Genomic DNA, 24,185 nt, shown 5'->3' with positions numbered 1-24,185 from the left:
AATAGAGTTTTGGAGGGAATAGAATGCCGTTAGTTATTGTAGCGATTGGAATTGTTGCGTTGCTTGTGTTGATTATGGGGTTGAAATTAAATACTTTTGTTTCATTAATTATTGTATCGTTCGGAGTGGCTTTAGCTTTAGGAATGCCACTTGATAGCATTGTTGGTTCAATTGAAGGTGGATTGGGCGGTACGCTTGGCCATTTAGCCTTGATCTTTGGTCTTGGTGCGATGTTGGGTAGCTTAATTGCAGATGCGGGTGGAGCACAACGTATTGCGATGACCCTGATCGACAAATTCGGTGAAAAAAGAATTCAATGGGCTGTTGTCGTTGCATCATTCATTATTGGTGTGGCTTTATTCTTCGAAGTAGGATTAGTACTACTAATCCCGATCGTATTCTCAATTTCTAAACAATTAAGAGTTTCTATTTTATATCTTGGTATTCCAATGGCGGCTGCATTGTCTGTCACACATGGTTTCTTACCACCGCATCCGGGTCCTACAGTAATTGCAGGGGAATACGGTGCGAATATCGGTGAAGTATTACTTTATGGTTTTATCATTGCCATTCCAACGGTCATTTTAGCGGGGCCAATCTTTACTAAAATTGCTAAAAAACTTGTACCTGACTCGTTCAATCGAACAGGTGATATTGCGTCTTTAGGTGAACAAAAATCATTCAAACTAGAAGATACACCTAGTTTTGGTATTAGTGTATTTACAGCGATGTTCCCAGTTATCTTAATGGCAATCGCGACAATTATTACAATGATCCAACAAACAAATGAAATTGCAGATAACACGCTATTCGAAATTGTACGTTTTGTAGGGAATGCTTCTACTGCCATGTTATTATCATTATTATTAGCAATCTTCACAATGGGATTAGCAAGAAATATCCCGATGAAAACACTTATGAATACGTGTTCTAAAGCGATCGCTAGCATCGGGATGATGCTCTTGATCATTGGTGGTGGTGGTGCTTTCAAACAAGTGCTAATCACTGGTGGAGTGGGAGACTATGTTGCAGAACTGTTCAGTGACACGACATTATCCCCAATCTTACTTGCATGGATCATTGCTGCTATTTTACGAATCGCGTTAGGTTCAGCAACTGTTGCTGCATTAACAACTGCTGGTTTGGTTATTCCGTTGCTTGGTACAACTGATGTGAACTTGGCGTTGGTCGTACTTGCAACTGGTGCGGGTAGTTTGATTGCTTCACATGTAAATGATGCCGGTTTCTGGATGTTCAAGGAGTTCTTCGGATTGACGTTGAAAGAAACATTCGCAACGTGGACATTGCTTGAGACAATTATTTCGGTATCAGGCTTAGTGTTCATTTTACTCTTGAGTCTAATCGTTTAAAAAGGAGTCCGAAAATAGATGAATCATACAATTGGTGTTATGGGTTTAGGTGTGATGGGCAGCAGTATTGCCCTGAACATGGCAAGTAAAGGTGAAAAGGTGGCCGTTTATAATTACACGAGAGATTTGACCGACTCGCTTATGGAAAAAGTGGAACAGGGACAGCTCTCCCCGTATTATGATGTACAACAATTTGTTGCGTCTTTACAGTCACCCAGAAAAATCTTTGTTATGGTTACGGCCGGTAAGGTAGTCGATGCGGTCATTGAATCGCTCGTGCCTTATCTGGAGCCAGGCGACATTATCATGGATGGCGGGAATTCGTATTATGAAGATACTGCCCGTAGATTTGATGAATTGAAATCAAAAGGAATCGATTACTTGGGTGTCGGCGTTTCTGGCGGGGAAGAAGGAGCTTTGAAAGGTCCTTCCATGATGGCTGGTGGCGATCGTGAAGCCTATGAAAAAGTGGCACCCATCCTTACGAAAATTGCCGCTCAAGTCGATGGGACTCCATGTTGCGCCTATATGGGACCAAAAGGGGCAGGTCATTTCGTGAAAATGGTGCATAACGGAATAGAGTATGCCGATATGCAGCTCATTGCTGAAGCGTATACGTTCTTGAGAGAAAGACTGCACATTCCATTAAATGAAGTAGCTGATATTTTTGACACATGGAATCAAGGGGAACTGAAAAGTTACTTGATTGAAATCACTGCTGATATTTTAAGAAAAACGGATGAAAAAACAGGTCTGCCACTTGTTGATGTCATCCTCGACAAAACTGGTCAAAACGGCACTGGGAAGTGGACAAGCATTCAGGCGATCGATAATGGGATTCCGGTTTCAATCATTACAGAATCGCTGTTTGCACGATACCTGTCCTCCAGAAAAGATGAACGTGTCCTTGCGGCAAGTATTTTAGCAGGTCCAGAAAACAGTAAGGAAGAATTGGACCGTGAGTTATGGGTTGAACATGTTAGGCAAGCCTTATACATGGGAAAAATTTGTGCCTACGCGCAAGGTTTCACTCAGTATAAGAAGACGTCCGAACTGAACGACTGGAACTTGCCATTAAAAGATATCGCGCTCATTTTCCGTGGTGGCTGTATCATTCGTGCAGAATTCCTGAACACAATCAGTGAAGCTTATAAAGAACAAGCAACTACAACAAATTTACTGGTTGCTCCATACTTTGTGGAAAAAACGAAAGCATATCAAATGGGCATGCGAAAAGTAGTGGCTGAAAGCATGATGTCTGGCATGTCTTTTCCATCTTTAAGCGCCGCTCTCACGTACTACGATAGTTACCGTACCGGTGAATCCAGTGCGAATCTATTGCAGGCGCAACGCGATTATTTCGGTGCCCATACGTATGAACGTACCGATATGGAAGGATCCTTCCATACGAATTGGAAATGATGTATCTTTTGAACGGCAGCTACCTAATATAGGTGGCTGCCGTTTTCTTTTTAATGAGTACTTTTTTTATTGAAAAACATGAGATATAAAACTATTTTTATAGATAATTTTAACTATGATTGCAAATAATTTAGGTGAAAGTTATTATTGAGTTAGAAAATTAAAAAGATTTAATGAATTTGTTAAAATAGTAAGGATTGGTGATGAATGGAGCTTTTTTCTAAAGAAATACTCATAAACATATTATTTATCCTTCTTCCTTTACTTTCTTTACCAATCTTCTATTTACTGAAATACATATATCAAATCGAAAAATTAAAAGATTCCTTGTTTATGATAATCTCAATGGTTTCTATAGTCCTTTGTATGCTCTCACCATTTCAAATAGCTGATGGTGTTTTATGGGATCTGCGTAGAATACCATTTATCCTTGGTCTTTTATATGTTGATCGGAAAAAAGGAATGATACTATTATCATTCCTACTTATTGTGCGTTATTTTATAGGAGATATATTAGGCTTTTACATGACAGTATGTACTTTCGTGGGCATGGCAATTATTATCAACCTAATTAAACGGTTTTATGTAAGGGCGCCGTTAGTACATAAGTTAGGTATAAGTGGTTTGTTAGTTTTGGTATCTATTCAATTTACGTTTTTAGGAGCAAGCATTATAACCGATGTAAACTTGGATCCTTTAGTATGGCTACACTACTTACTCATCAATTTCGTGGGGATTTTGATAGCAACGCTTTTTATTGAAGTAATCAAAATGAATTCAGAGCTGCTGGAAAAACTCGTGAAAGCTGAGAAACTTGAAGTCGTCAGTCATCTCGCGGCAAGCATTTCACATGAAGTGAGAAACCCATTAACTACTTGTAAGGGATTTTTGCAACTTTCCCAAAATGAAGATATTCCCCCAGAAGTTAAATCCTACATCGGTACTGCTATACAAGAACTCGATCGAGCATCAGAAATTATTAATGATTATTTAACTTTTGCTAAACCTGCACCAGGTGAATTGGAAAAGATATTTATTTGCAAAGAGGTTCAGCAAGTAGTCAATATCCTTACTCCATTAGCGAACATGAATGAAATCAAACTACTAGTAAATGTTGCTCATAGAGAAGAATCGTATATTTGGGGAGATCGACGAAAGTTGGAACAGTCACTAATTAATATTATAAAAAATGGGATCGAGTCGATGCCAAATGGGGGAAATCTGGAAATTCAGACAACCTATGCAGATCCACACGTATTTATCAAGATTCGTGATGAAGGCGAAGGGATGACACAAAAACAAATCAGTCGTCTGGGAGAACCTTACTTTACAACGAAAGAGAATGGAACTGGACTGGGAATGATGGTATCGTACAGCCTGATTAAAGGCATGGGAGGCCAAATCAATGTGGACAGTGAAGTCGGAAATTGGACAACATTTTCCATTGAATTCCCACTGGCAGAGCAATAAATTGGAAAAGACCTTTCAAGAGTTTATTTGAACTTCTGAAAGGTCTTTTCGTTGTATGTATTGATTAATTAAAGTTAAACGTCCTATACGATCAATTTTGAATTCCTTCCCTTGAACGGTGGAACCTTACTTTTCTACACTATAAAACTTAATATAAGTTTTCCCACTTGATCAAAGTAATTTAGACGGCTCTTTTTCTGCATTCCATAACATAAATCCATATTTATGTGAAAGACTATCGTTATATGGAGGTGCGAGATGGGGAAGAAAAATTCTAACGATAGCAAAGATGAGGCTCAATTTGCTTGGTGGCAATTATCCCTTATTGGGGTAGGATGCATTATTGGGACAGGGTTTTTCCTAGCATCAAGTATCGCGATTCGAATGACGGGTCCTTCTGTGATTCTGGCTTTTGCAATGGCTGCAACTGCCACTTATATCGTCTTTGAAGCACTTGCGAAAATGTCGGCAGATGATCCACAAAAAGGTTCATTTCGTTCCTATGCGAAAAAAGCATATGGACGTTGGGCTGGTTTTAGCAGTGGGTGGGTTTACTGGTGTTCGGAAATCTTGATCATTGGGAGTCAGCTGACGGCTATTTCATTGTTATCAAAATTTTGGTTTCCTAACGTTAAGTTGTGGATATTTGCCTTGATTTATGCCATTTGTGGATTAATTGTGCTATTCATTGGGGCAAAAGCTTTCGGTAAATTAGAAAGTATCTATGCAGTAATGAAAATAGCTGCAATTTTTATGTTTATTGTCATTGCCATTTTAGCACTGACAGGGACGATCGATGGAAATGTTAAAGGAGATTTACCTAAAACGATGGGTGAGTTTTTCCCAAAGGGATTTCTCGGCTTCTGGAGTGCCCTATTATTTGCTTTCTACGCCCATGGTGGGATTGAAGTAATGGGTGTCATGGCCATTCATCTAAAAAACAAAGAAGACGCTCCTAAATCAGGTAAAGTCATGCTGGGCTTGCTTGGGATCATCTATCTGACGGCTCTCTCTTTAGCACTCTTACTGATTCCTTATACTTCATTTAAAGAAGATAAAAGTCCCTTTGTCGAGGCTTTAGCCGGCTTTAGTTCGATCGGGTTTTTCCCGCATGTATTTACTGCAGCGATTATAATTGCCGGGTTTTCAACGATGTCTGCATCCCTTTTTTCAGTGACCACGATTCTTCTGACTCTTTCTGAAGAAGGCGATGCCCCAAAATTCTTTAGCGAACAAAAGTTGAAAAAGTTACAGATGCCGTTGCCTGCAATCGCCCTAACATCCACAGGGCTTGTACTATCAATTGTTACCTCTCTATTGCTGCCTGACAAAGTGTATGAATATATAACCACCGCTGCCGCGTTGATGTTGCTCTATAACTGGATCTTTATTTTATTAATGTACCCACGACTAATTAAACAAACTACAGGGGATAAAGTGAAGAGAATCATCGGCATGATTTTCGTTATAGCAGCCATTAGTGGTACGGTCTTTCATCAAACGAGTCGACCCGGACTGTTCATCAGCATAGGATTCCTTGTTGTAATCGCGATTGTGGTATTGTGTTTACGTAAAAAATGGAAAAAAGATGAGGCTCAAAACAGTGCATGATAGGCTTGTACGCCAAAGTAAATTCCGAATCCAATCATCGATAAAGCAGAAATTATAGAAATGATTTTGAGGAGCTTCGTGGATAATAATCTGCGAGCTCCACTTGATATAGTTGCCATGATGGTGTCCCATAAAATAATCCCGACAATGATGGCAATGCTATAAATAATGATTTGATTCATTGATAAATTCTTCGAGTTTTCGGCAAGGACTGAACCGTATATCCCTAACCAGAAAAGAATGGTAAGAGGATTTAATAATGACATGAAGAAACCTGAAATTAGAGAGCGCTTCAGACGAACTTTTTTCCCGAGTTTTAAATCAATCTCTATTTTATGTAAAGTAAGTAAACTTTCTACTCCAGTATATGTAAGAACAAAACAACCGAATGCCCAGAGAATGATTTGAATCAAGGGGTAGTCAATAATTTGTCCAACCCCGAAATAAACCAAAATCATATATAATACATCTGCTGATAATGCACCAAGACCAAAAATCCAGGCATTAAAAAATCCATTTTTAATGCCTGTATCTAATTGGGCTGCGTTAACAGGTCCTACTGGTGCAGCTAATGATACCCCTAAAAAGATATAGGTAAATATAGAATTCATGAAAAAGCCCTCCGTTAAATGATGTCTATGCATCTTATTCGGAAGGAGTAAGGTGTACAACCGTTTACAAGAGAAAATTTAACTGAACTAATATCTCTTTATTTCCAGGAGATTAACTTTGCATCTGTATCTGAAAAAGGACAAAGGGGGAGCGATGTGACGATGTCACATGCTCCTCCTTTTTGAAGAATGTGTTTTAAGGACTGAAATATTTCTGAATCTACACACATATAAATGAGTAGTGAATCTCTTAAAGGATGTGGTTACATTTATTGAAAAAGCTCTTATTACCATCATAATATTAAGATTTATTTCAGGAAGTATAGAAGTTTCAGCTGCGGCATTGATGTTTAAATTTAATGACTTAGAAAAAGCTTTCTTTATCAATACGCTTCTTGCCCTAGTGGGACCATTTGTATTAATTGTGACCACAGGAATTGGTCTAGTTGGTCTAGCTGAAAAAATTTCGTTCACTAAAATGATTTGTCTCTTTTGTGGAATCACCCTCATACTGATAAGCCTCAAACTTAAATGAATTACATACACCAAATGGAGAGGGCCAAACAGTCATAGTACTGTTTGGTCCTTTTCATATGTCTTGCTAGCATTCCGCTTAACTAAGCATGTTTATTTCGATGTTTAATTTCATCTACTTCAATGAATTTGAAGACAATGAACAGGAGAATTAGTCCCAATACACCTGCTGTAATATAACTAGCATTGAGATAATCTTTCATTAACAGGGACATAATAGGAGGACCCGCTGCAACACCGATAAATCGTGCGGAGCTGTAGAAGGAAGAGACTGTTCCACGTTCTTCCTTGTCTATATTTTCTGTAATGATGGCATCCAATACCGGCAGTAATGCACCACTAGCGATTCCAACTATACTGGTTACAACTAGCATAAGAATAAGTTTGTCACTAACAAATCCTACAAAAACCACACTAATGGACAAGGCAATCAAACAAGCAATCATCATTTTTTTCATCGTTGATAAATTGCCTTTAATTTTACGTCCAGTAATAAAAGAAGCAATACAAAGAAACAAAAGTGGAATGGCGAGTACAAATCCCTTTTTAATGCCTTTCAAATCGTGAACTTTTTCAAGGTTTTCTGATAAGAAAAATAAAGTGCTAAATAAAATAAGCATCACGAGAGCCCCATTTAGGAAAACGGTAAATAACCATTTTCCTTCTGTCTTGAACGTTTCTTTCGTATTGGCTAAAAACTCTTTGAACTTTATGGGGTCATCTTTTTCTTTTGGTACCTTTACAAAGAAGAAAATAAGACCAATAGAGATTAAACTGAATGCAGAGATCGAGAAAAATGGTAGAAACCATAAGATTGCAGCGAAAGCGGCACCCAAGATTGGGCTTAACACTTTTCCAAATGTATTAGACGTTTCGATAATTCCTAAACAGGAGCTCGTCTTTTCATCATCATCTTTATACAAATCACCAACGAGCGGCAAAACAATTGGCATGGCCCCTGATGCCCCTATGCCCTGTAAAATCCGTCCAATAATAATCCACGTAAATGGGTCTTCCATTTTCCAGGAAGCAAAGCCGGCAATCAATCCACCAATTAAAGCAAGTATTAGTGCAGGCAAAATCACCATTTTCCTCCCGAAACGGTCTGATAAATAACCAGCTACAGGTATCAGGAAAACAGCTGCAACTGAGTAACTGGTAATAATCATGCTTGATTGGAATGACGAAATTCCGACCTTATCCTCCAGTATTGGCAGCACGGGTATAAGCATGGAATTCCCAAGTGTCATGACAAGAGGAATTGAGGCCATACTGATAATACACCAAATACTTACCTTGTCTTCAACCTTCTCCTTGCCCTTTTCTTCCCAACTTTCAGTAGTACCCATACAATCACCTCAAACATCAATGATGTGTTTTTGACAGTCAATGTATGATTTCCCAGGAGCACTTTTTTATGCGTGTAAGAAGTACTTCTCACTTATAAGAAAATCAAAATAAGGAATGATAAGCTTGAATCCCAAAAAAGACTCCAAATCCAATCATGGAGATGGAAGAAACGATCGATATCGATTTCAAGAATTTGGGTGATAATATTTTTCGTGATCCACTAGATAGCAAAGACATAATCAAATCAACTAGTGCAATGCCAAGTAAAATGGCAGCGCTATACAGTATGATTTGGTAGCCATTCAAGGTTCCAGACGCACCGACAAGAATCGAACCATAAATCCCGAGCCAAAATAGGATCGTTAGGGGATTCAATAATGCCATGAAAAAACCTGTTAATAGTGATTTTCGTAATCGGGTCGTTTTGCCATACTTTTTTTTCATTTCAACCGTATGTAATGTCAGTAAATTTTCAATTCCTGTATATATCAATACGAAACAGCCAAACGACCACAGAACTGTTTTCATTAATGGATAATCAATGAATTGACCAAGTCCAAAATAAACCATGAGCATATACAAGATATCCGTTACAATCGCCCCAATTCCAAAAAGCCAGGCATGGAAAAACCCATTTTTAATCCCCGTATTTAATAACGTTGCCTTAACAGGGCCAATAGGTGCAGCTAAAGATACACCCAAAAAAAAGTAGGTAAAGATGGAATTCATGAAAATAGCCCTCCAGTAAAATGATGTTTTTTGCATCATATTCGAAACAGATTACTTGTACGACTACACTGAAGTGCCAAGAATGAAAAATTCCATTAAAAACTTTGAGTCACTAAATATTTTTCGTTAAACTAAAAACAGTGCACTGGACATTCTAAATAAATCCGAGGATTGATTTAGTGTTAATGCATATTATGATGTCTGTTATGGAATGGTATGAAGCTATTACTTTTACGTTTTCTATCATTATGTAGAGAATAATTTGCTCTATTAGTTAATCAAGTCAAATAGATTCCAGTGAATATAAATAGAATGTGGCTACTATTTTTGCTTGATCATAGTGCCATATGTATAAATAATCATCTCGACAGAACTTAGTATAGTAGTCGAGAATTCAAAAGAGGAGGTGTAAAATGATTAAAGTCGCATGGTCAGCAGGACACGGAATGAATACATCGGGCAAACGTACGCCGGATGATGAAAGAGAATGGTCTTTTAATAACCAAGTAGTACATGCAGCTATGGCTTATCTGGCTAAGTATGAGGGAGTACAGCAACTTAGATTGGATGATCCCAGCGGAAAAACGGACGTTCCTCTCATGACTCGAACAAACAAAGCGAACGAATGGCAAGCTGATGTGTATATCAGTTGTCATCATAATGCTTTAAGTGGAGTGTGGGGAGCTCATAGTGGAGTCGAAACATATGTCATGGTTAATTTGGAAGAAAACTCAACTTCACTAAAATTGGCAAGTACGATTCATCCACATGCAGTAAAGGCGATGGGATTGAGTGATCGAGGAATAAAGTTCGCCAACTTCCATGAATTACGGGAGACGAATATGCCGGCTGTACTTGTCGAAGGTGGGTTTATGGATAGCAGAATCGACATCATGAAAATGAGGGATGGGCAAATTCTTCAGTCACAAGGAGTAGGAATTGCACGCGGTGTAGCAGAATATCTTAATTTGAAGTTAATAGAAGATTTTAAGCCAATCGAGGGGGTTAGATATTTGAAACCATCAACTAGTACATTAATGAATGAATTCATTACACTTTTACAAAATGCCACAAATGAAGGCATACTGGGTGATTCAAAATGGGTAGCACTTGCCAAAAATCGCCAACTTTCATTAGATGATGCATTGTGTTTATTAGCAACAATTGAAAACCGCAAACAACCATAATCCACCGTGACATGATTAATAGTAAAACACGCCAGTAAACACTGGGTATTACTGGCGGTGTCACTTGTATGAACTTAGCCATCATCATCATAATATTGATTTTTCTATCCTTCCTTCTAGTAGTTCAATCATTTGAAAATACCCGGGAATATTATCAACTTCATAATTTCTGATACAATCCAGTAATTTAATTTTCAATTCTTGAGATAAGTCTTCTCTGAATTGCTGTTTTGTCTGCTTTAATGAGTGGTCGATTTTAGGAGAAAAAATATCAATGACACATACCAGTGAGTTGTTATCAGTTCTTGACTGTTTCACCAGTGTATATAAACTCTCAATCACCCAAACCCCTTCCTTCTCTGTCTATTTCAATGACTTCGCGAAGCTTACTTAAGGCTTTTTTATGACTTCTGGAAACCGCTTGTTGGGATTTATTTAAATATACGGCGATTTCTGAGTCATTTAATCCATAAATGTAAGCCAAGCTTAATAATTGACGTTGATTATCTGTTAACAGTTGAGCCCCGTAAAATAAGGAATCACTCGTTAAATGGTCACTGATATCTGAAGAAGCGGGAAAAACATCTTGTTTGTCCTTCCATTCTGCTGAACTCAATACATCAATCAATGTTCCCTCATGATCGCCTTTTAAGGGTTTATCTAAAATCGTTAAATTCCTTTCTGAAAATAACTTGATTTTCTTATCAAAATTGATTGCATTAAAGTAAATGGCTTGAGATAAATAAGTGGTAAATCTGATTTTGAAGTAAAACTCTCTGAAGGTATCATCCAGTTTTTTCTTTAACAAATCCGTTGGGTTGTCGATCACTTCTTTTAATAGGTCTAGATTACCTGGTGCCTCAAAAAACGATTTGATAATGGGATTTTGTAGATGTTTCTCTATTTTCTCAAGATACCGATCAATACTTCGATCGTAACCATTGTATAAATCGTTCAAATCATTTCCCCCTCAAAAAGAACGTTCGTTCAGTTAAGCGGTAAAAAAGATAAGGTACTGTATTTACTGTTTACTACAATCATGCTGGTTTCCTACACCTTTTTACCTGATTCAGTGATAAGAATCTTTAATTTCCTCATTCAGTTCAACTATGACAGTTTCTAGCTTTTCAAGTTTTTTCTCAAACCGATAGAAGAGATAAACAGTAATCGCAATTGGAAACCCAAAATTCCCTAAAATGGTTGTCCATAGGGACACATCTAATGTAGTATTCATGAAATATCCTCTCCTTCTTTAATTTGTAGTTACTAATTAAAGAAGAACTATTGGACTATTTCACAACCTCCAAAGAATATTTTTCTAAAAATATAAATTTTGGAAATTAGTTCTAAATCAGTTATTCCAGTCTCACTGGTAAAAGGTAGGAAAGACTGAAGGGATGAACCTGCATAATCTAAAAACAGATGACTTGTTTTTAGTACAGGACATCTGTTTTCACCTTATATATTTACCAAAGTTTGTAACGACTGTTTATCAAGCACTTTTTTGACATGATCTAAAAGAGTTAAGTAAACAAGTACCCTACAATTTTTGGAAAGTTGCCGAGTGGAACTGTTCTTTTTATTAACTGTGAATACAATTCAGGTTCAGTAAAATCACGTTCAATTGTAAAATTGTAACCACCGGTGATGCGGTCTTCTAAATCTAGATGGTCAGAACGATGGTCCGTATCAAATAAAGCCACGACAATACCTTTCCTTTTGTATCCTTCCAGATCAGGTGCCCGGATAACCTTAACTCCTTTTGGTATTTCATGTACTATTTCCAGGTGCTTTCGTAATTTGGGTGATATTTAATATGAAAATTTTTCCATTCTATTCCTCCTCAATTCCTAATTAAGTAAATCGTGTTGTCCTTCAATTGTATTAATTTTGAAAAAAATAGTATAGGTTCCAATGTACGATTTAAAAAGTGAAAAAACAGGCTGTTTTTGGTAATAATTAACTAATCTGTGACAAAATATTACTTAATAATTGGAATTAATCCATTTATCGACATCTGAACTTTCACTTAAAAGTTTAGTAGAAAATGGTAAGAAATTGATTTAGAGTTGTTTTTATGTTTTGGCAATGATCATGTTATGGTATATAAAATACGAAAGAGGCATTTATCCATAAAAGTCTGAAATGTTTAAGAAGGTCATTGAAAACGTCTACCAATATAGACGTGACTAAGTGTTCACTGCAATTCATGCTTCGGCGACCACTTGAAAGGCGCCAACGCTGGATCTGAGAAATTTCCTACGTCAATGACGATAAATCCTACGTGTCCTACTAGAAAAACAGCATCATATTTAAATTGCCTATGTTTTAAACGAGTCCAACAGGGAAATCTCTACATTAAAAAGGAGACGATTATATGCCTTGGAATAAGAATGATTACCCGGACTCTTTTAAAAATTTAAATAGAGAGGTCAGAGACAAGGCAATTGAAATTGCCAATGCTCTTCTTAAAGATGGAATGGAAGAAGGACGTGCCATTGCTATTGCCACTGAAAAAGCGAGAGAGTACGTTGGTGGAACGAATGAACAAGTGGTCTATGAGGTGAATTCGCATGCTGATGGATGGCAATTAACTAAAGAAGAAAGTGATCGAGCCATTTATGTAGAAGAGACTAAACAAAAATTACTTGATAAAGCAAAGCCATATGTGAACGAAAAAAATGGAGTGCTGAAAATTCACCATGAAGATGGTTCTCTACAAGATACATTGTATGAAAATGATTAAAGATGATAAAACCCAGTAGTTACAGCACTACTGGGTTCAATCTTTTCTTATAATATTTTGTCTAGAAACTCTTTTGCTCTAGTGGTTTTAGGATGAGTGAAAAATTCAGCTGGTTTGCCTTCTTCCAGCAGAACGCCATGATCCAGAAAGAGAATACGGTCTGCAACTTCACGTGCAAAGCCCATCTCATGGGTAACGACCACCATCGTCATCCCCGATTTTGCCAGATCCTTCATGACATCCAGTACTTCTTTCACCATTTCAGGATCTAGAGCGGACGTTGGTTCATCGAACAGCATTAAATCAGGTTCCATAGCGAGTGATCTGGCAATTGCCACACGTTGTTTTTGGCCTCCAGAAAGGCTACTTGGATACGCAGTTTCCTTCTCTAATAAGCCGACTCTTTTAAGAAGTTCGCGTGCTTTTTCTACGGCAATTTGTTTTTTAACGCCTTTTGCTTTCATCGGTGCGTAGGTTAAGTTCTCAAGAACCGTCAAATGCGGGAAGAGATGAAAGTGTTGAAATACCATCCCGATTTGTTGACGCATTTTATGAATAGGGATCTTGGAATCGGTCATATCGTGACCTTCTATCATAATGCGGCCTGAGGTTGGTGTTTCCAGGAAGTTAATACAACGCAGAAATGTTGATTTTCCTGAACCTGAAGGACCGATGATGGAAACGACTTCTCCTTTGGCGATTTCAGTGGAAATGCCGCATAACACTTCATTTTTCCCAAACTTCTTAGTTAAGTTCTCAACTTTGATCACTTACCTTCAACCTCCTTTCAATCATTCTGCCAATCGAGGAAAGGCCAAAGACCATGACCCAATAGATGAAACCAACGAAAAGTAATGGTTCGAAATTTCGATAAAGATCCGCACCTACCACTTGTGCACGGCGCATCAAATCCAAGACGGAAATGGTGGAAACAAGGGCAGACTCTTTCGTCAATGTGATGACCTCATTCATGAGTGCAGGCAGAATGTTCTTGAGAGCCTGCGGCAGGATGATGTCTCTCATCAGTTGATTATAAGGCACACCGAGTGCCATCGCTGCTTCTGTTTGCCCTTTATCAACTGCCTGGATTCCCGCACGAATAATTTCAGAAATATAGGCTGCGGAATTCAGACCAAAAGCCAAAACGGCTGATAAGAAAGGGGAGATGTCATAGCCAGTCAATTGAGGAATGGCTAAATAGAAGAACATCAACTGAAGGATTAATGGTGTACCACGGAAAATAGAGGTATATACCATTGCCAACCAATTCAAAGGTTTGATGCTGCTAATTTTACACAATGCCAAAAGAGTTCCTAATATAAATCCGAATACGAGTGCTCCTGATACAAATTTTATAGTTACCCAAATTCCTTCTAACATAAAAGGAATATAGGGCGTGATCGTGCTGAAGTCTAAATTCATGGCTTACACCTCATTCCCATTTTTGCTTTGTGTATGTGTTTCTGAAGAACTATTTTTCGTCTTATTCTTCAGATAACCATTTGTCCTTCAATTCTTGAAGTTTTCCGCTCTCTTCCGCTTTCTCAATGGCTGCATTCACTTCTTTGATTAGGTCGCTTCCTTTAGGGAATGCAACGGCCATTCCAGGAGAACTTGTTGTCGGATCGTTAAAGCCAGCCAAATCTTGCTCGGCGATATAACCTTGTGCTACCGCTTTATCCATGTAAGCAACGTCAATACGGTTTGATAATAGTTCTTGGATTAGAATATTTGCGTTATCGACTGCTTTTAATTCAAAGTCAACTGTGTCTTCCTTGATTTTATTAGCACCGTCTTCCTGAATTGTCCCTAATTGAACGCCTACTGTTTTTCCTTCTAAATCTTCTAATGTTTGTATATCTGAATCTTTCAAGGTAATGAACATTTCACCTGAGCGATTGTATTCTATTGAAAAATCTACATTCTTTTTACGTTTATCTGTTGCAGACATCCCTGAGAGAACCAAATCGACACGATCTGATTGCAATGCTCCAATCAAACCATCAAATTTCATGTCTTGAATTTTTAGTTCGTAACCCATTTCATCCGCAATGTAATTAGCCAGATCAATATCAAATCCTTCGAAATTTCCTGCAGTATCACGTGATTCAAAAGGAGGGAAATCTGCCGATGTTGCCATTTCCAATACTTTTTTGTCGCTTGATCCTTCCGCCCCATTTTTTGCTGTACTGCCTGTAGTATCAGTTCCGCACGCCGTGAGAACTATTGCACTTAATGCCACTGCACTAAACAAATTCCACTTTTTACTCATCTCTAAATTCCTCCTTGTTATTTGTATATATATACTGTTTTATGAATTTTAACACGCTAAATATAAATTTGGAAGTATTTTTATACAAAATAATAAAGTTATATTTTTCTGACAATTGGTTATAAAGAATTGTTTTATGCATAGTGTTCATATGCAATATCCATGTTTTATTTGTTATTTAAAAGACAGTGACAATTAATTAAGTATTAATTTGAATGAATAATTATTAAATGAAACTGCATGTACTTATATCGATTTTTGAATTTTAAAAAGAAAAATGGTTTGTTGTTTAGAGGGAGGGTCATTGTTTTGGTAATACGTAATATGGCCGTTAATTTCTATTTCTATTGGGCAAGATGGGTAATGTATATACAAAGGCTGATAATCTAGGAGGATGGGTTTTGACAAATCATGAAAAAGAGAATTCTCAACATAACAAAACCGGTACAGGCGAATCGCATGATACCTTAACCAATCGACAAGGACACCCCGTTACGGACAATCAAAATATAAGAACAGTAGGAAATCGGGGACCAGTGACTTTAGAAAATTATGATTTCATTGAAAAAATCACTCATTTTGATCGGGAAAGAGTACCTGAGCGAGTTGTTCATGCAAGAGGTGCAGGGGCTCATGGCTATTTTGAAACCTATGGAAAAGTTGGAGATGAACCAGTCAGTAAATACACGCGGGCGAAGGTGTTTCAAGAGGCAGGCAAGCAGACGCCAGTATTCGTAAGATTTTCCACGGTAATCGGCGGGAAGGAGTCCAGTGAAACGGCTCGTGATCCACGCGGGTTCGCGGTGAAATTCTATACGGAAGATGGCAATTGGGATTTGGTCGGGAATAACTTGAAGATTTTCTTTATCCGTGATGCCATCAAGTTCCCTGATATGATTCATGCTTTTAAAAATGATCCAGTTTCCAATGTACCAAATCCTGAGCGGATGTTTGACTTTGTTTCCCAATCACCCGAAACGCTTCATATGATTACATTTGTTTTTTCACCGTGGGGAATTCCTGCGAATTATCGACAAATGCAAGGATCTGGCGTGAATACCTATAAATGGGTAAATAAAGATGGGGAAGCAGTGTTGATTAAATATCACTGGGAACCGAAACAAAAAATTAAAAATCTGACCCAACGCGAAGCTGAAGAGATTCAGGCGAAGAATTTGGGACATGCCACTCAAGATCTTTATGATGCAATTGAAAAAGGAGATTTCCCGGAGTGGGAATTATTCGTCCAAATTTTGAGTGATGACGAACACCCTGAACTCGATTTCGATCCACTGGATGATACGAAGCTATGGCCAGTAGATCAGTTTCCATTCCTTCCTGTCGGCAAGATGGTGCTCAATAAAAACCCTGAGAACTTCTTTAATGAGACCGAACAAGTTGCATTCGGTACGGGTGTTCTAGTAGATGGACTAGACTTTTCAGATGATAAGATGCTGCAGGGACGTACGTTTTCTTATTCGGATACACAACGCCACAGAGTCGGGGCCAATTATTTACAATTACCAATTAATGCTCCTAAAAAACGAGTGGCGACGAATCAGCAAGGGGGACAGATGTCGTACCATACGAATATAGCCCCTGGACAAAACCCGCACGTGAATTACGAGCCTTCCTCGCTGAATGGATTGAAAGAAGCGAAACAAATTGGTAAAGAACATACGCCGCAATATAATGATAAGCTCGTTCGACAATCAATCGACCGCACAAATAACTATGGACAAACTGGACAAACCTACCGTGAGTTCGAAGAATGGGAAAAAGCTGAATTGATTAGTAATTTGGTCGATGCCATTAGAATTTGCCAGCCGCATATTCAAGAAAAAATGATTGAGCATTTTACTATGGCAGATAGTGACTACGGTAAACGCCTGTCTGACGGTTTAGCTAAAGCAAGGAAAGAAATGAAGGATAAAGACCATACAGGTACGTATGAAGCGGACAAGATCAATGACAAAGCAAAATCATTGGGTAAAGAAGCAGATCCATATTAATATAAATCGTAATGTTTCAAATAATGGTTTGTTGCGAACAGTAGTAAGTAAAATGCTCTGTTTATGTATGCTGTTGATACTAATGAAAAATAAAGCTTACATTTGCGCACAGCACAGCTTTTCTGCGACGAGCTTGCGGAGGAGGATGCCTCTAGAGCGTTAAGCGAGAGACCCACAAGTTAGTTGTACGGTCTTCATACTTGTCAGCTCATGCGGCTAGCGCAAATGTACGATAAAGAACATCAACGCTTTTAATACCAAAAAATAAATTTTCAATTAATTTTGAATTTACTGTTGATATTCGTTTTGAAATGTATTAAAGTTAGAGAAATTGATTTTCACACAACTGCATATGTAATTTCTTATCTAGAGAGACGGAGGGATTTGGCCCTGTGATGTCTCAGCAACCAGTCTGACAAAGACCAAGGTGCTAATTCCAATAGGCATAGCCTAGAAGATGAGAAGAATGCGTTCCTACAACAGGAGCTTTCTTCTTTTTGAAGAGAGCTCCTGTTTTTATTTGGGGAAAATGAAGAATCAACGTGTGGAATCAAAAACTTTTATCAAGCTTGAAAATATACATACAAGAAAGAAGGAATTGTACATGACAACAAAAACATTAATCAAAGCACCATTTAAAGCAGACCACGTCGGAAGCTTACTGCGTCCAGCGAACTTGCATCAAGCGAGACAAGAATTCAAAGAGGGAAACATCACGGCTGAGGGACTGCGTGAAGTAGAAACAAAAGAAATCAAACGCATCGTTGACAAGCAAATCGAAATTGGTTTAAAAGCAGTGACGGACGGTGAGTTCAGACGCACTTGGTGGCATTTGGATTTCATGGAGCACTTCCATGGCGTTGAGGGGTATGTTCCGGAAACTGGATATAAATTTAATGATGTCGAAACCGAGAGATACGATGTCCGGAATACAGGGAAGGTTTCCTTCAACCAAGACCATCCGTTCATCAAAGACTTCGTGGAGTTCAATGAGATTGTGGCTGACCGTGCTGTTGCGAAAGTAACCATTCCGAGCCCAAATCAATTCTTCAATGCAGGGATTCGGGACGTCAACATCTACCCTGACATCGAAGAATATGCAAAGGACATCATCGCGGCCTATCGCGATGCGTTCAAGGCTTTCTATGAAGCGGGGGCACGTTACCTACAAATTGATGATGTTTACATTGCGGGTCTATCGGCACCCGGTATTCCGTTCAATGATGGGCAGTACTCCAGGGAGTACTTGATTGATTTAGCATTGCGCGTCGTGAATGGTGTTCTCGAAGGCAAACCGGAAGATTTACATGTGACGACTCACCTTTGTCGCGGGAACTATAAATCGGACTGGGCATTTGAAGGAAGCTACGCGTTGATCGCACCGACGTTATTCGCGAAAGAAAAAGTGGACGGATTCTTCCTTGAGTACGATGATGATCGTTCAGGCAGCTTCAAACCACTTGAACATATTCCTACTGGTGGAGCACAAGTAGTTCTTGGAGTCTTCACATCTAAAAATGGTGATTTGGAAGATAAAGAAGCCATCAAAGCACGTGTGAATGAAGCAGCTCAATATGTGCCCTTGGAGCAATTATGCATCAGCCCCCAATGTGGATTCGCTTCGACTCACCATGGCAATATCCTGACAGAAGAACAACAGTGGGCAAAATTGAAGTTCATCGTTGACGTATCTCACGAAATTTTTGGATAAGAATAATTGCTAGTTTTATAGTAGCGTTAAGGCAAACAAAGAACACCACTTCTCTGATTTGTGAGAGGTGGTGTTTTAAAGTGATATAGGTGATTATTCCTATCTGGTTACATTTATTTTTTCTACAGGTGTGAAGCCTTGTGTTTTTTTGAATTTCATCTGATGCACGAAGTTGGCCATAGCCTCTGAGCAATCGATGGCATCGAAATTCAAGCTGTTTAACACTTCACGATCAAATTTCACGGACAGTATCGGAACAATTTGTGTCCGACCAGTTGATGTATCCAAAATTTCATCCATTGCGTGAACTACAACTGTTTTAAATGGCAAAATGGCGAACATATCCCGAGCAATCCGAATCGCACAGCTGCATACATAATCTTGTTGAATATCGTAATACACCGTTTTAGACATGTCTTTGACGGAAAGTTTGCCAGTCTTTGTCAATGATTTAACTTGGGTTGGAACGACGTTTTTAGTATGAACATGAAACTCCACTTCTAATACTTTAGGGTCGTCAATGAAAAACTCGAAGCCACTACCAAATTCCAAAAGGTCATCAAGTGGTGATAGTTCCTCGATGACATCAAAATAAGCATCAATATCTTGTTGCAAAATTCGATTCGCTAGACGTATTGTCCGTTTTAATTCATCGAATTCTTTCACATCTTCTTGACGGGCTTGAGTGACAGCTAGTTGTAAGTGTTGTTCTTCCTTATCTGCTGTCTTTAAGATTTTTTGCATCATGGATGGCTTAAAAGCATCTAGCTTTTGTTGTGCCTCGATTTCAAACTGCCCTTTAGAATTAGTATGATGTGGGTGACGATAATGCCGGATTTCTGCCCAATCAAATGAATCATCGCATTCTTTATGGATGGAATGGATCAAGTCGATGGAATTGTTGTACAGTTCGACCTCGAGTTTTGCTAATTGAAGCTCTTCTAGTTTCGCCTGTTCTCGTTGTTGACGCGCCAATTGTTGCCTGTGTTGTTGAGCGCTACTATTATATTTTCTCCCCGAACTTGAATAGGATGTATGGGAGATTCCTGTGCCCGGTATACTTGCGGTAGTTCTTCTCTGACCTCTTGAGTTCACAGAGTACCTCAGCCCTTTTACCCCAGCACTGACACCAACGCCTCGAGTCGAAAAATTCATACGTACGCCAGGTGCAATCTTAATGCTCTTCCTAAAATTTAGTCCCATTTAGCTCACTCCTTATACACTAATTATACATGAGAGACACCAGTATAAGGGATTTATAGGAGGTGACTTTGGTCTCTAATTAGGAGGGGAATGGGTGAAATCGATTAAATTCAGTTATTGCCGAATAAATAGTGATAATTGCCGATTAAATCATAAGAAATGCCGATTAAACTTCGCTGCATGCCGAATAAATCACAAACTTTGCCGATTAACTTCACATTCCCAAATAATCCCCCATACACTCTGTGTGTATGGGGAATTGCTAAACTAATAAGAGTCGATGTTAATGAAAAATGATTCTATTCTCTCGTTGCATCTTGAATCACTTTTTGTCCGTCTTGTTCTACGTAAAAGACAGTGATTTTTGCTCCTTTTTCTAATTCAGTAAAGAATGGTTTTGCTACTTCAGTCAACCTCATTGCTTCAGTTTCATTTTGATCGTTTATTACTTCAATTGAGTTCAAATCTTGACGTCCTACATACGTTACACTTGCTTCCTCGACAAATAGTTTCCCATCAACAGGTGCATTTTTTGCACCCTCCCAAACGATATGATCCTTGGAAACTTTCACATCTTTCATTTCATTGGCTGTTGACCATACATCGAGCTGATATGTTCCTGCAGGTAAGTTGTTTAGGCCTTCAGTTAAGTCAAATGGCATCTCAAGAATTTCACCTGGTTTCAGAACTTTCTCTTCCAACATTTGAGTGAATTGTTTATCAGCTGAATATGTGTATTGCACAGTTCCTGCATCATCCAATAGCTGATAGTCGAAATACTGTGAACTGTTCATCGTCAATGTGATATCTTCCGTCTTATCATTTTTAATGGCAAACACATATTGATGCGATCCTTCAGCTTTTTCTGCAAGACTTGGCACGACAGAACCTTCTACAATGCCAGTGCTTTCATTTCCTGTTCCCGAATTCTTATCTTCATTTCCACTATTATCCACAGTCGTTCCACAACCGGCCAATGCGAGAACGAATATTGCTGTCGATAAAACACTAAGCAACTTTTTCATTTTCATCTGTTATTCCACCTTTCGTTTATACCAATTAGACCGTTATGAGGGAAAAAGAGTTACAGTGGTTTTGGAATTTTTCTTTTAGTGTGAATAGTAGGAACCGTTGAAATTGTAACTTCGGTCTAGCTGGGGGTGTTTATCTTTCGTTTATCAAATGACGACGAAAAAAACTACCTGTCTCCAAAAGAACAATGGAAGCAGGTAGCATAAGTATTTCTGTGGTATCTCATTTATTTTGATATATGTGAGAATCTGAAAGTTTTTCTTTGCTCATCATTAATATGAATACAAAGGCAATCGCAAGCGGAACGAGTGTCCATAAGAATGTAGTGGTAAGAGAGTCCGATAAGACTTCCGTGATTTCCTTTAAGACATTTGCAGGGATTTGTTCACGTAATTCAGGGGTTAAGATGGCACGGCTATCTTCACCTTCTGCATTTTGCTTGAATGATTCAGGCAATCCCGCAGTGAATATATTTTTTTGCAGTACGCCAAAGATTGTGATTCCTAGGGTCATTCCTAAAGCACGTAAAAAACTGCTGGTCGAACTGGCGATGCCTCGTTGTTGAGGTAGGGCTTTTTGAATAGCGGACATCCCAAGAACGGAGAACGAGGGCCCCACTCCAAAACCGATGAGCATCATATAAATCGTTAGCATCCAACGTGGTGTTGAAGGTTCTAATGTGCCTAGGCAAATGGTTCCGATTGCCAAAACGATGCTGGCGACAATCATGATCGATCTATAACTGAATTTATTCGCAAGAGCACCACCCATTGCAGCTGCAATACTTGATGTCACCATCATCGGCAATAGTAATAAGCCCGAGTTGGTTGCGGTTCCGCCTGTTACTCCTTGGATATAAAGCGGGATGTAGATGGTGGAAACCATAAATACGCCACCATAGAACATACCCGTCAGGACACTATTAGTGTATAAACGATCTTTGAATAAACTGAAGGGTAATATCGGATCTTTCGCATTTTTTTCGATAAATAGGAAAATGATAAAACACACAATGGATAAAAGAAATAACGATATAATTTGCCAAGAGCTCCAACTAAACGTATCTCCACCTAATTCCAGAGCGAACATTAGCGAGACAGAGAAGCCTACAAGGAATATGGCACCAGCCCAGTCAATGACCTGACGTGTGTGTGTAGTTGACTCTTTATAAAATATTACGATAAGTGCTAAAGCTAGTAGGCCGATTGGAACGTTGATGTAAAAAATCCAACGCCAATGAAAGGTGTCTGTTATAAATGAACCCAATAAGGGACCTGCAATGCTCGATAACCCGAAAACAGCTCCAAACAATCCACTCATTTTCCCACGTGCTTCACTCGGCACGACATCCCAAATGATGGTGAAGGCAATTGGCATTAACGCACTACCACCGATTCCTTGAATGGCACGGAAGATGACTAATTGTGTCATCGTTTGTGCAGTTCCGCACAGAATGGAACCAACCAGGAAAAGCAGGATACCAAAAATAAAGAATTTTTTCCTTCCATACATATCGGATAGCTTACCGAAAATCGGCATTCCGGCCATTTCAGCTACTAAGTATGCAGATGTTACCCATACATACTTATCCATTCCACCGATATCACCAATGATTGAACCCATGCTTGTGGCCACAATGGTGTTGTCCAACGATGCGACAAATATTCCCAACAAGAGTGCAGCCATCACTGGCACAACTTTTGTTTCACTTTTCATATGCTCCAAATCTCCTCTAATAACGTAAAATTGATAATCCGAAGTTTATCACCCTTATATAGGTAAGTAAAGAAAGTTTATGTAAAACACATTACAAATTGTATACTTTATTTAAGAACTGGAATGTTAGAATAAAAACAATTAATAGTTTGCGAATCGTCGCAATTAAACTAAATCCATACCCAAGAATGAAGGTGGCTCACATGTTAGATTTTAGTATTTTTCCAATTATTGAAACGACAAATTTAATGTTAAGAAAAATGCATCAAAACGATGCACATGATTTGTTTGAAATGAGAAGTAACCCCCAAATGAATGAATATACCGATACACAAGTTGATGCAACGATCGAAGAAACGAAAGCCTACATCGAAAAGATGAACGCCGGCGTGGACGTTAAAAAATGGATTATCTGGGCGATTGAACATAAACAATCCGAAAAAGTGATTGGGTCCATCAGTGTTTGGAATCTAAACAAGGAAGAGAATAGCGGGGAACTAGGATATGGGATTATTCCGGATTATCAAGGGCAAGGCTTAATGAAAGAAGCATTAAGTAGTGTGACTGCATACGGTTTTGACGTGATGCAGTTAGATAATCTAGATGCCTACACTGAAGAGAATAATCGGAGTTCACTCAAACTACTTGAAACAAGTGATTTCCTTGAGGTCGATCGAGTCGACGAACAAAATGAAGAATCGAATCGGGTATATCGTATGGTCGTGTATCGATTAGTAAATCATCTTAAGCATCGGTGATTATGAATCAATAAGATAGACCCTCCCATATTGGGAAGGTCTATTGGTTTAAGTTGTTTTCAACGAAATCAAGGCTTCATGAATCATTTGAAGTTTGGTTTCGACGCGGTGCATTAAATAAAATGACACGAATATCGGAAAGCCTACTTCTTGGATGATGGTTAGCCAATCGTTCATCTGTCGTTCCTCCTTTACAAAAAAGACCGCTCACAAGTAGATTGTGGCAGCCATTTTTTGATTACAGTTCAGTTACATTACGTTCCACGATGCGTGCCTGGTAGGCTGAAACAAGGTTTGCTCCGTCCGCGTAGAACACATTGCTAGCAAGCAAAGCCTGCATGCCGCTTTCCACTTCAGGACCAGTAATGTCCTGGCGGGGCTCGTCCACTGAAATCGTGAATTTTTTCCCCTGGGCTGTGTCAAACAACATTTCTAATACTTGTGCCATTGG

25 protein-coding genes and 1 riboswitch are annotated in these 24,185 nt (G+C 38.7%); of the genes, 10 read left to right on the top strand and 15 right to left on the bottom strand.

Annotated elements, in window-relative coordinates; all coding sequences use genetic code 11:
- The first annotated feature begins 23 nt into the window (after nucleotides 1-23).
- The 4 genes from GY23_RS08535 to GY23_RS08520 all read left to right on the top strand — a co-directional run bounded on the left by GY23_RS08535 (nucleotide 24) and on the right by GY23_RS08520 (nucleotide 5,873).
- Complete coding sequence (locus GY23_RS08535) at nucleotides 24-1,370, top strand: GntP family permease (RefSeq protein WP_075618783.1); 1,347 nt, start codon at nucleotides 24-26, stop codon at nucleotides 1,368-1,370.
- Between the two features lie 18 nt (nucleotides 1,371-1,388).
- The gene (gnd, locus tag GY23_RS08530; RefSeq protein ID WP_075618782.1) at nucleotides 1,389-2,792 is read left to right on the top strand and encodes a decarboxylating NADP(+)-dependent phosphogluconate dehydrogenase; all 1,404 of its coding nucleotides are present in this window, start codon (nucleotides 1,389-1,391) and stop codon (nucleotides 2,790-2,792) included.
- Nucleotides 2,793-3,158: 366 nt separating this feature from the next.
- Nucleotides 3,159-4,262 carry an ATP-binding protein gene (locus tag GY23_RS08525; protein WP_245827612.1) on the top strand — a complete coding sequence of 368 codons (1,104 nt, stop codon included), beginning with the start codon at nucleotides 3,159-3,161 and terminating at the stop codon, nucleotides 4,260-4,262.
- Between the two features lie 258 nt (nucleotides 4,263-4,520).
- Complete coding sequence (locus GY23_RS08520) at nucleotides 4,521-5,873, top strand: amino acid permease (protein ID WP_075618780.1); 1,353 nt, start codon at nucleotides 4,521-4,523, stop codon at nucleotides 5,871-5,873.
- On the opposite strand, the gene GY23_RS08515 is transcribed toward GY23_RS08520, so the two are convergent.
- Nucleotides 5,858-6,484, bottom strand: coding sequence for a LysE family transporter (locus tag GY23_RS08515; protein ID WP_084544071.1), 627 nt, complete (start codon nucleotides 6,482-6,484; stop codon nucleotides 5,858-5,860). The two genes, GY23_RS08520 and GY23_RS08515, sit on opposite strands and share 16 nt — an antisense overlap.
- 259 nt (nucleotides 6,485-6,743) lie before the next feature.
- On the opposite strand from GY23_RS08515, the gene GY23_RS08510 reads away from it, so the two are divergent.
- The gene (locus GY23_RS08510) at nucleotides 6,744-7,019 is read left to right on the top strand and encodes a YqhV family protein (RefSeq protein ID WP_075618962.1); all 276 of its coding nucleotides are present in this window, start codon (nucleotides 6,744-6,746) and stop codon (nucleotides 7,017-7,019) included.
- A gap of 82 nt (nucleotides 7,020-7,101) precedes the next feature.
- Here GY23_RS08510 and GY23_RS08505 read toward each other — a convergent pair whose 3' ends face one another.
- Nucleotides 7,102-8,367 carry an MFS transporter gene (locus tag GY23_RS08505; RefSeq protein ID WP_075618779.1) on the bottom strand — a complete coding sequence of 422 codons (1,266 nt, stop codon included), beginning with the start codon at nucleotides 8,365-8,367 and terminating at the stop codon, nucleotides 7,102-7,104.
- Nucleotides 8,368-8,470: 103 nt separating this feature from the next.
- Entirely contained in the window at nucleotides 8,471-9,097 is a 627-nt protein-coding gene (locus tag GY23_RS08500; RefSeq protein WP_075618778.1) for a LysE family transporter, read from the bottom strand.
- Nucleotides 9,098-9,510: 413 nt separating this feature from the next.
- Here GY23_RS08500 and GY23_RS08495 point away from each other — a divergent pair, with 413 nt between their 5' ends.
- On the top strand, nucleotides 9,511-10,284 hold the full coding sequence (locus tag GY23_RS08495) for an N-acetylmuramoyl-L-alanine amidase family protein (protein WP_075618777.1): 774 nt from the start codon (nucleotides 9,511-9,513) through the stop codon (nucleotides 10,282-10,284).
- A gap of 87 nt (nucleotides 10,285-10,371) precedes the next feature.
- Here GY23_RS08495 and GY23_RS08490 read toward each other — a convergent pair whose 3' ends face one another.
- The 4 genes from GY23_RS08490 to GY23_RS18560 form a co-directional block, all read right to left on the bottom strand.
- On the bottom strand, nucleotides 10,372-10,626 hold the full coding sequence (locus tag GY23_RS08490; RefSeq protein ID WP_075618776.1) for a helix-turn-helix domain-containing protein: 255 nt from the start codon (nucleotides 10,624-10,626) through the stop codon (nucleotides 10,372-10,374).
- On the bottom strand, nucleotides 10,619-11,242 hold the full coding sequence (locus GY23_RS08485) for a sigma factor-like helix-turn-helix DNA-binding protein (RefSeq protein WP_075618775.1): 624 nt from the start codon (nucleotides 11,240-11,242) through the stop codon (nucleotides 10,619-10,621). Before GY23_RS08485 ends, GY23_RS08490 begins: the two co-directional genes overlap by 8 nt.
- 111 nt (nucleotides 11,243-11,353) lie before the next feature.
- Nucleotides 11,354-11,518 carry a YvrJ family protein gene (locus GY23_RS08480; protein ID WP_075618774.1) on the bottom strand — a complete coding sequence of 55 codons (165 nt, stop codon included), beginning with the start codon at nucleotides 11,516-11,518 and terminating at the stop codon, nucleotides 11,354-11,356.
- A 289-nt stretch (nucleotides 11,519-11,807) separates the two neighbouring features.
- Complete coding sequence (locus tag GY23_RS18560) at nucleotides 11,808-11,987, bottom strand: hypothetical protein (protein ID WP_075618773.1); 180 nt, start codon at nucleotides 11,985-11,987, stop codon at nucleotides 11,808-11,810.
- A 674-nt stretch (nucleotides 11,988-12,661) separates the two neighbouring features.
- Between GY23_RS18560 and GY23_RS08470 the strand changes: the two genes are divergently transcribed.
- A complete protein-coding gene (locus GY23_RS08470; protein ID WP_075618772.1) occupies nucleotides 12,662-13,030 on the top strand; it encodes a DUF2188 domain-containing protein in 369 nt (122 codons plus the stop codon).
- Between the two features lie 47 nt (nucleotides 13,031-13,077).
- Here GY23_RS08470 and GY23_RS08465 read toward each other — a convergent pair whose 3' ends face one another.
- The 3 genes from GY23_RS08465 to GY23_RS08455 all read right to left on the bottom strand — a co-directional run bounded on the left by GY23_RS08465 (nucleotide 13,078) and on the right by GY23_RS08455 (nucleotide 15,302).
- Nucleotides 13,078-13,800 carry an amino acid ABC transporter ATP-binding protein gene (locus GY23_RS08465; RefSeq protein ID WP_075618771.1) on the bottom strand — a complete coding sequence of 241 codons (723 nt, stop codon included), beginning with the start codon at nucleotides 13,798-13,800 and terminating at the stop codon, nucleotides 13,078-13,080.
- Nucleotides 13,787-14,452, bottom strand: coding sequence for an amino acid ABC transporter permease (locus GY23_RS08460; protein ID WP_075618770.1), 666 nt, complete (start codon nucleotides 14,450-14,452; stop codon nucleotides 13,787-13,789). Before GY23_RS08460 ends, GY23_RS08465 begins: the two co-directional genes overlap by 14 nt.
- Nucleotides 14,453-14,513: 61 nt before the next feature.
- Nucleotides 14,514-15,302, bottom strand: coding sequence for a transporter substrate-binding domain-containing protein (locus GY23_RS08455; protein ID WP_075618769.1), 789 nt, complete (start codon nucleotides 15,300-15,302; stop codon nucleotides 14,514-14,516).
- Nucleotides 15,303-15,703: 401 nt separating this feature from the next.
- Between GY23_RS08455 and GY23_RS08450 the strand changes: the two genes are divergently transcribed.
- Nucleotides 15,704-17,314: a catalase gene (locus GY23_RS08450; RefSeq protein ID WP_075618768.1), complete on the top strand. Its 1,611-nt coding sequence runs from the start codon at nucleotides 15,704-15,706 to the stop codon at nucleotides 17,312-17,314.
- A 359-nt stretch (nucleotides 17,315-17,673) separates the two neighbouring features.
- A riboswitch (SAM riboswitch) is annotated at nucleotides 17,674-17,778 on the top strand.
- A 140-nt stretch (nucleotides 17,779-17,918) separates the two neighbouring features.
- Nucleotides 17,919-19,025: a 5-methyltetrahydropteroyltriglutamate--homocysteine S-methyltransferase gene (locus tag GY23_RS08445; protein WP_075618961.1), complete on the top strand. Its 1,107-nt coding sequence runs from the start codon at nucleotides 17,919-17,921 to the stop codon at nucleotides 19,023-19,025.
- A gap of 99 nt (nucleotides 19,026-19,124) precedes the next feature.
- On the opposite strand, the gene GY23_RS08440 is transcribed toward GY23_RS08445, so the two are convergent.
- The 3 genes from GY23_RS08440 to GY23_RS08430 form a co-directional block, all read right to left on the bottom strand.
- Nucleotides 19,125-20,228, bottom strand: coding sequence for a DUF4236 domain-containing protein (locus GY23_RS08440; protein WP_075618767.1), 1,104 nt, complete (start codon nucleotides 20,226-20,228; stop codon nucleotides 19,125-19,127).
- A 299-nt stretch (nucleotides 20,229-20,527) separates the two neighbouring features.
- Complete coding sequence (locus tag GY23_RS08435; RefSeq protein WP_075618766.1) at nucleotides 20,528-21,259, bottom strand: BsuPI-related putative proteinase inhibitor; 732 nt, start codon at nucleotides 21,257-21,259, stop codon at nucleotides 20,528-20,530.
- Nucleotides 21,260-21,482: 223 nt separating this feature from the next.
- Nucleotides 21,483-22,976, bottom strand: a complete 1,494-nt coding sequence (locus GY23_RS08430; protein WP_075618765.1) for an MDR family MFS transporter — start codon at nucleotides 22,974-22,976, stop codon at nucleotides 21,483-21,485.
- Between the two features lie 203 nt (nucleotides 22,977-23,179).
- Between GY23_RS08430 and GY23_RS08425 the strand changes: the two genes are divergently transcribed.
- The gene (locus tag GY23_RS08425) at nucleotides 23,180-23,734 is read left to right on the top strand and encodes a GNAT family N-acetyltransferase (protein ID WP_075618764.1); all 555 of its coding nucleotides are present in this window, start codon (nucleotides 23,180-23,182) and stop codon (nucleotides 23,732-23,734) included.
- Nucleotides 23,735-23,782: 48 nt separating this feature from the next.
- Here GY23_RS08425 and GY23_RS08420 read toward each other — a convergent pair whose 3' ends face one another.
- Nucleotides 23,783-23,911: a YvrJ family protein gene (locus GY23_RS08420; RefSeq protein WP_075618763.1), complete on the bottom strand. Its 129-nt coding sequence runs from the start codon at nucleotides 23,909-23,911 to the stop codon at nucleotides 23,783-23,785.
- Between the two features lie 61 nt (nucleotides 23,912-23,972).
- Nucleotides 23,973-24,182, bottom strand: coding sequence for a DUF2922 domain-containing protein (locus GY23_RS08415; protein ID WP_075618762.1), 210 nt, complete (start codon nucleotides 24,180-24,182; stop codon nucleotides 23,973-23,975).
- Nucleotides 24,183-24,185 lie beyond the last annotated feature (3 nt).

This window comes from Paenisporosarcina indica (assembly GCF_001939075.1).
GTDB classification, from domain to species: domain Bacteria; phylum Bacillota; class Bacilli; order Bacillales_A; family Planococcaceae; genus Paenisporosarcina; species Paenisporosarcina indica.
The sequence above is the reverse complement of the archived record's forward strand: the minus strand, read 5'-3'. Positions and strand labels throughout refer to the sequence as shown.

Coding starts and splice junctions, on each gene's coding strand:
- GY23_RS08535 (WP_075618783.1), top strand. CDS start 24: ATGCCGTTAGTTATTGTAGCGATTGGAATTGTTGCGTTGCTTGTGTTG.
- gnd (WP_075618782.1), top strand. CDS start 1,389: ATGAATCATACAATTGGTGTTATGGGTTTAGGTGTGATGGGCAGCAGT.
- GY23_RS08525 (WP_245827612.1), top strand. CDS start 3,159: ATGCTCTCACCATTTCAAATAGCTGATGGTGTTTTATGGGATCTGCGT.
- GY23_RS08520 (WP_075618780.1), top strand. CDS start 4,521: ATGGGGAAGAAAAATTCTAACGATAGCAAAGATGAGGCTCAATTTGCT.
- GY23_RS08515 (WP_084544071.1), bottom strand. CDS start 6,484: ATGAATTCTATATTTACCTATATCTTTTTAGGGGTATCATTAGCTGCA.
- GY23_RS08505 (WP_075618779.1), bottom strand. CDS start 8,367: ATGGGTACTACTGAAAGTTGGGAAGAAAAGGGCAAGGAGAAGGTTGAA.
- GY23_RS08500 (WP_075618778.1), bottom strand. CDS start 9,097: ATGAATTCCATCTTTACCTACTTTTTTTTGGGTGTATCTTTAGCTGCA.
- GY23_RS08495 (WP_075618777.1), top strand. CDS start 9,511: ATGATTAAAGTCGCATGGTCAGCAGGACACGGAATGAATACATCGGGC.
- GY23_RS08480 (WP_075618774.1), bottom strand. CDS start 11,518: ATGAATACTACATTAGATGTGTCCCTATGGACAACCATTTTAGGGAAT.
- GY23_RS08470 (WP_075618772.1), top strand. CDS start 12,662: ATGCCTTGGAATAAGAATGATTACCCGGACTCTTTTAAAAATTTAAAT.
- GY23_RS08460 (WP_075618770.1), bottom strand. CDS start 14,452: ATGAATTTAGACTTCAGCACGATCACGCCCTATATTCCTTTTATGTTA.
- GY23_RS08455 (WP_075618769.1), bottom strand. CDS start 15,302: ATGAGTAAAAAGTGGAATTTGTTTAGTGCAGTGGCATTAAGTGCAATA.
- GY23_RS08445 (WP_075618961.1), top strand. CDS start 17,919: ATGACAACAAAAACATTAATCAAAGCACCATTTAAAGCAGACCACGTC.
- GY23_RS08440 (WP_075618767.1), bottom strand. CDS start 20,228: ATGGGACTAAATTTTAGGAAGAGCATTAAGATTGCACCTGGCGTACGT.
- GY23_RS08435 (WP_075618766.1), bottom strand. CDS start 21,259: ATGAAAATGAAAAAGTTGCTTAGTGTTTTATCGACAGCAATATTCGTT.
- GY23_RS08430 (WP_075618765.1), bottom strand. CDS start 22,976: ATGAAAAGTGAAACAAAAGTTGTGCCAGTGATGGCTGCACTCTTGTTG.
- GY23_RS08425 (WP_075618764.1), top strand. CDS start 23,180: ATGTTAGATTTTAGTATTTTTCCAATTATTGAAACGACAAATTTAATG.
- GY23_RS08420 (WP_075618763.1), bottom strand. CDS start 23,911: ATGAACGATTGGCTAACCATCATCCAAGAAGTAGGCTTTCCGATATTC.
- GY23_RS08415 (WP_075618762.1), bottom strand. CDS start 24,182: ATGGCACAAGTATTAGAAATGTTGTTTGACACAGCCCAGGGGAAAAAA.